The organism is Falsiroseomonas oryziterrae (genome assembly GCF_021864505.1).
Lineage (GTDB): Bacteria > Pseudomonadota > Alphaproteobacteria > Acetobacterales > Acetobacteraceae > Falsiroseomonas > Falsiroseomonas oryziterrae.
In genome coordinates this window covers 1-5,178 of sequence record NZ_JAKJIB010000303.1, presented here as the reverse complement: position 1 = coordinate 5,178, position 5,178 = coordinate 1, and the positions used below count along the sequence as shown (strand labels likewise).

The following is a 5,178-nucleotide window of genomic DNA, read 5'->3' as shown; positions in this document are numbered from 1 at the left end:
AGCGCCGCGGGCTGCGCCGCCTCGGGCCGGCCATGGCGGAGCGCCGTCTCCTGCAGGATCGCCGCGTCGATCTTCCCCTCCGCCAGCGCCAGCTTCAGCAGCGCCGGCGCGGGGTAGGGGCGGCCGCCGAACAGCCCCGCGGCGGTGCGCGCCGCATGCTCGAAAGGCTGGTCCTCAAGCCCCTGCAGCGGGTTCGCCGCGATGAAGCTGCGCAGCGGCCAGTAGGGCGTGATGTGGCCGGCGGCGATCTCGATCTGCGCGGAGAGGCGGGCGAGCTCAGGCATGGTAGGTCTCCCGGCGATCGGTCACGGAGGCGGGCGCCGGCTGGCCGAGCCGCAGCGCGCGGACATAGAGGGCGGCGGAGCGCCGGTGCCACCCGGCCTGGATCGCGACCCAGGCGAGCAGGAACAGCGCCGCGACGAGCAGGTGAAGCGGGTTGAGCGCTTGCGGCGCGACCAGCCCCGGCGTGCCGGCCAGCAGTGCCTCGGCGCCACGCACGATCAGGCCGTAGAGCAGGCCGGCGAGGCCGAGCACCGCCGGTCCGGCGAGCCAGCGGACCAATCCGTCTCCGCGCAGCGCGAGGCCGGCCTGCGCCGCGGCCAGTGCCGCGAAGAGCACCAGCAGCGCGCCTGCGCCTACTTCGAGCTTGCCGGAGGTCAGCGCGAAGCCGGCGCCGGCCAGCAGCGCCGCGATCGCCGCCGGGCCGGCGGCGGCGAGCGACGGCGCGGCCTGCGTCTTCGGTGCCGCGGCATTGGCCAGCGCCGAGCCTGCGCCCAGGAAGAGGCTCGCCTTGTAGAGCCCGTGCAGAACGAGATGTGCCATCGCCGCGGCGTGGAAGCCGAGGCCGCATTGCAGCAGCATGAAGCCCATCTGCGCGGTGGTGGAGGCGGCGAGGCCGCGCTTCACGTCGGTCTGCACCAGCGCGGTCACCTGGCCGAGCAGCGCGCTCGCGGCCCCCGCGGCGAAGATGATCAGCAGCACCGCCGGCACCGCCTCGAAGGCCGAGGAGAAGCGGGCGACCAGGATGCCGCCGGCGTTCACGAGGCCCGCATGCATGAAGGCCGAGACCGGCGTCGGCGCGACCATCGAGGACATCAGCCAGCGCTGGAACGGGAACAGCCCGCTCTGGATCGCCGCCGCCAGCACCAGCGCCAGCAGGCCGGGGCCGACCAGCCAGGGGCTGGCCTGAGCCGCTCCGGCGGCGATGCCGGCGATGGACAGGCTGCCGGTCGCCAGGCTCAGCAGGATGAGACCCGCCGTCAGCGCGGCGCCGCCACGCAGGAAGGCGGTGCGTGCCGTCGCGGCGGCGGCCTGCGCCTGCGGCCAGGACCGCACATGGCCGATCGCGTCCGCCAGCAGCCAGCCCATCAGCATCCAGAGCCCGGCGAAGAGCGGCACCGCATCGGTGACCAGCAGCGCCAGCACCGTCGCGGTCAGGGCGGCCAGGCGCTTGAAGAAGGCGTCGAAGCGCGCGTCGCCATCCATGTGGCGCAGCGAGAAGCTGTGCACGACGGCACTCACCAGCAGCACCGCCGAGCCCAGGAACAGGGCCATCGCGTCGAGGCGGAACGGCCCGAAGGCCAGCGCGGGCTCCCCGGCGCGGCCGATCAGCAGGATCAGGCTGAGCCCGAAGGCGGCCCAGCATCCGAGGGTGAAGTTCCGGGGCATGCGACTCCCATCCGGGTCCGGTGCGGCGCGGCCTTCTGCCCCCCGGAGAGAGTCGTGAGAAACGAATTAATCTGCTGTCGGTGATCTGTTTTGCCGATAAGAGCCGACCCGCTCCTGGATGAAGCTGGCCAGCGCGGCCGTGGCGTCCGAGACGCGCGGGGCGGCGAGCAGGGCCATCTCCACCTCCGGCAGGCTCGGCCAGCCCTGGCCCGCGCCGAGCGCAGCGAAGCCCTCCGGCACCATCGCCCGCGGCAGGACGGTCACGCCGAGGCCGGCGCGCACGGCCGCGAGCGTCCCGGCGAAGGAGGGGCTGGTGTAGGCGACGTCCCAGGGCAGGCCCGCGGCGTCGAGCGCGTTCACGGCGCGGCGGCGATAGACGCAGGGGGCGGGCGAGACGACCAGCGGCAGGCGGTGCTGCGGGTCATGCGCCGCCGGCAACGCGACGGCGCTCCGCTCCCGCGCCACGAAGACCGGCCGCTCGCGCCAGAGCGGGCGGCTGGCGGGATAGGGCTCGGCGGGGTCCTGCTTCACCACGATCAGGTCCTGCTCGCCGCGCTCCAGCGCCTCGACCAGGCGCAAGGTCAGGTCGCAGGTGACGTGCAGCCGCACGCCGGGATGCTTGGCGCTGAAGGCGGCGAGGATCTCCGGCAGGTAGGCGGTGGCGAAATCCTCCGGCGAGGCGAAGCGCACCTCGCCCTCGATCTCCGGCGCCCGCATGCGCCCGACCATGCCGTCGGCCAGCGCGAGCAGCCGCCGCGCATCCCCGAGCAGCGCCTCGCCTTCCTCGGTGATCGCGACATGCCGGCGGTCGCGGCGGAAGAGCTGGCAGCCGAGGATCTCCTCGAGCCGGCGGATCTGCATGGACACGGCCGATTGCGACCGCCCGACGCGCTCCGCGGTGCGCGAGAAGCTGAGCGTCTCGGCGAGGCCGACGAAGGCGCGGAGCAGGGCGGTGTCGAGGTCGGCCATGGTCAGGGCGCGATGACCGGCTTCCCGGCGGCTGGCAAGCCCGCCCATTCCGCCACCTGCGTCTCCTGCCGCAGGCGGAGGCGGCGGAAGTCGAGTGCCGCGAACATCTCGTCGAGCGCCGGCGCGCGGTCGTCCGGCAGCGGCAGGGTGCTGCGCGCCTCCTCGACGAAGCGCGCCCGGGTCGCCGTGTCTGCGTCGAGATAGCCGCGCTCCCACCACGCCAGGATGCGCGGCCTCGCCTCGGCCAGCACGGCGGCGCCGACGACCTTGTCGGCCTTGCCCTGGTTCGCCGCGCGCGAGGCCGGCAGCAGGTTCCAGAGGTCGTTGCAGGCCCAGGCCGACCAGGGCAGGCAATGATCCACCTCGATGCCGCGCGCGGCGAGCGGGCGGCCGGTCCAGACGCAGGCGATCGCCTCGCCCCGCCGCAGCCTCTCCTGCACCAGGCCGCGCACGAAGCCGGTGTCGCGCTCCGGCTCGAGCCAGCGCAGCGCGCCGAGCAGATCGTCGCCCGAGAGCGTGCGCCCGGCCCGCTCGGCGAAGTCGCGGCTCTGGCGCACCCATTCGGCGAGCAGCATCGGCTCGATCCACGCCGCCATGCGGCGCAGCGCCTGCCAGACATGCAGCGGCACGCGCAGGCTGCCGAGTTCCCAGAACAGCTCGGCATTGAGTGGCAGCGGACCCTCGCCGCGCGGGCGCCGGCCGAATTCGGCGGGGAAGACGGGCGTGTCGTCCGCGAAGGTGAGGTGCCGCGCCGGCATGTTGGCGATGACGCGCGCCGCATCGGCGAGCGCGACCCGCAGCGCCACGGCCAGATCGCCCGTGACCAGCGCGCCGGGCCGGAGGTCGAAGGGCGCGAGCGGACGCAGCGCATGGAAGGCGTCCCGCACGAAGGCCAGGCCGACGCCGGCCGGCGCCTGCGGCAGCCCGCGCTCGACCAGCGGCTTGTACATCCGCAGCCAGTAGAGCGCGACGAGGCCGAGCGGCAGCTCGACATGCGCCTCCGCCTCCCGCGCGACATTCGGCGAGGCGTCGGCGATGCGCGCGAGGCAGCGGAGCAGCGCGAGCTTGTAGGTCGCGAAGCGCTCCTGCCGGAGGATCACGCCGCGCAGCAGCGGCAGCGCGCCCGCGCCGTCATCCGGCAGGTCGAGGATGACGGTCTGCCAGCGCACATCGGCGCGGCCCTGCCGGTCCTCGCGCCGCTCGGTCGCGACGCGAAGCGCGAGGCCGTGGTCGAGGCCGAGCCGCTCCAGCTCATGCGCGTCCACCGGCCACATCGGCCGGTCCTCCGGCGCCGGGCCGTGGCGCAGCGTCAGCATCATGCGCCCGCCGGGCTTCAGCAGCGTCGCGAGCTTGCGCATCGCGCGCGGCCGCTCCTCGGGCGGCATGTGCTGCCAGACGCCGCTCAGCCAGACGAGATCGAAGCCGAGGCCGAGACGATGCACCTGCGCGAGCGCCGGGAGCCGGTCGTCCACCCAGCGGATGCGCGGATCGGGATGCAGTCGCGCCGCCTCGCCGCGCAGCGCGGATGCGGGCTCGACGGCCAGCACCTCCCAGCCCCGTCCCGCGAACCAGGCCGCGTCGCGCCCGCTGCCGGCGCCGACATCCAGCACGGTGCCGGGCGCGGCGGGCAGGAAGGGCAGGGCGTCGCGGTGGATCTCCTCGAAGCCGAGCGCCTCGTAGGCTTCCGCGAATTCGCGGAAGCCGCGGTCGTAGGGACGGATCGTCTCCCAGCCGGTCATTCCGGTCCGGCGTCGGCGAATTGCAGCGCGGCGAGGCGGGCGTAGAGGCCGGCTTCGCGCACCAGCTCGTCATGCGTGCCGGCGGCGACGATGCGGCCGCTCTCCAGCACCAGGATGCGGTCAGCGCGGCGCACGGTCGCCAGGCGATGCGCCACGACCAGCGTGGTCCGACCGTGCGACAGCCGCTCCAGCGCCCGCTGCACGTCGCGCTCGGATTCCGCATCGAGCGCGCTCGTCGCCTCGTCCAGCAGCAGCACCGGTGCGTCCTTCAGGATGGCGCGCGCGATCGCGATGCGCTGGCGCTGCCCGCCCGACAGCGTCACCCCGCGGGCGCCGAGCGGCGTCGCATAGCCCTGCGGCAGCGCCTCGATGAAGCCATGCGCCGCGGCGGCCTCGGCGGCCCGGCGCACCTCCGCGTCGGACGCGTCGGGGCGGCCGTAGCGGATGTTCTCGGCCGCGGTCGCGCCGAAGATCAGCGGCTCCTGCGGCACCAGGCCGAGCTGCGCGCGCAGCTCCGCCGGATCGAGCGTCGCGATGTCCATGCCGTCCAGCGCGATGCGGCCCGATTGCGGGTCGTAGAAGCGCAGCAGCAGCTGGAACAGCGTCGTCTTGCCCGCGCCCGAGGGGCCGACCAGCGCAACCGTCTCGCCCGGCGCGACCTCGAAGCCGACGCCGTCCAGCGCCGGCTGGGCGGGGCGCGTCGGGTAGGCGAAGCGCACGCCCTCGAACGCCAGCGCGCCGCGCACCGGCCGCGGCAGCACCGCCGGCTTCGCGGGCACCTGCACGAGATCGGAAGAGCGCT

5 protein-coding genes are annotated in these 5,178 nt (G+C 74.7%); all 5 read right to left on the bottom strand.

Annotated features, from left to right (window positions below; all coding sequences use genetic code 11):
* Positions 1-284, bottom strand: a 284-nt coding sequence (locus L2I40_RS18735) for a putative inorganic carbon transporter subunit DabA (protein WP_237216706.1), incomplete at its 3' end; no start/stop codon positions are given.
* Positions 277-1,668 (bottom strand): proton-conducting transporter transmembrane domain-containing protein, encoded by a 1,392-nt coding sequence (locus tag L2I40_RS18730; RefSeq protein ID WP_237216705.1) that lies wholly within the window; start codon positions 1,666-1,668, stop codon positions 277-279. The genes L2I40_RS18735 and L2I40_RS18730, both read right to left, overlap by 8 nt.
* A gap of 66 nt (positions 1,669-1,734) precedes the next feature.
* Positions 1,735-2,685 carry a LysR family transcriptional regulator gene (locus L2I40_RS18725; protein ID WP_237216704.1) on the bottom strand — a complete coding sequence of 317 codons (951 nt, stop codon included), beginning with the start codon at positions 2,683-2,685 and terminating at the stop codon, positions 1,735-1,737.
* The gene (locus L2I40_RS18720) at positions 2,640-4,376 is read right to left on the bottom strand and encodes a methyltransferase domain-containing protein (RefSeq protein ID WP_237216703.1); all 1,737 of its coding nucleotides are present in this window, start codon (positions 4,374-4,376) and stop codon (positions 2,640-2,642) included. The genes L2I40_RS18725 and L2I40_RS18720 overlap by 46 nt, the downstream gene beginning before the upstream one ends.
* A partial coding sequence (locus L2I40_RS18715) for an ATP-binding cassette domain-containing protein (RefSeq protein WP_237216702.1) occupies positions 4,373-5,178 on the bottom strand: 806 nt, incomplete at its 5' end. The genes L2I40_RS18720 and L2I40_RS18715, both read right to left, overlap by 4 nt.

Excerpts from the sequence above, each read along its gene's own strand:
- L2I40_RS18720 (WP_237216703.1), bottom strand. The coding sequence starts at position 4,376 with ATGACCGGCTGGGAGACGATCCGTCCCTACGACCGCGGCTTCCGCGAA.
- L2I40_RS18730 (WP_237216705.1), bottom strand. The coding sequence starts at position 1,668 with ATGCCCCGGAACTTCACCCTCGGATGCTGGGCCGCCTTCGGGCTCAGC.
- L2I40_RS18725 (WP_237216704.1), bottom strand. The coding sequence starts at position 2,685 with ATGGGCGGGCTTGCCAGCCGCCGGGAAGCCGGTCATCGCGCCCTGACC.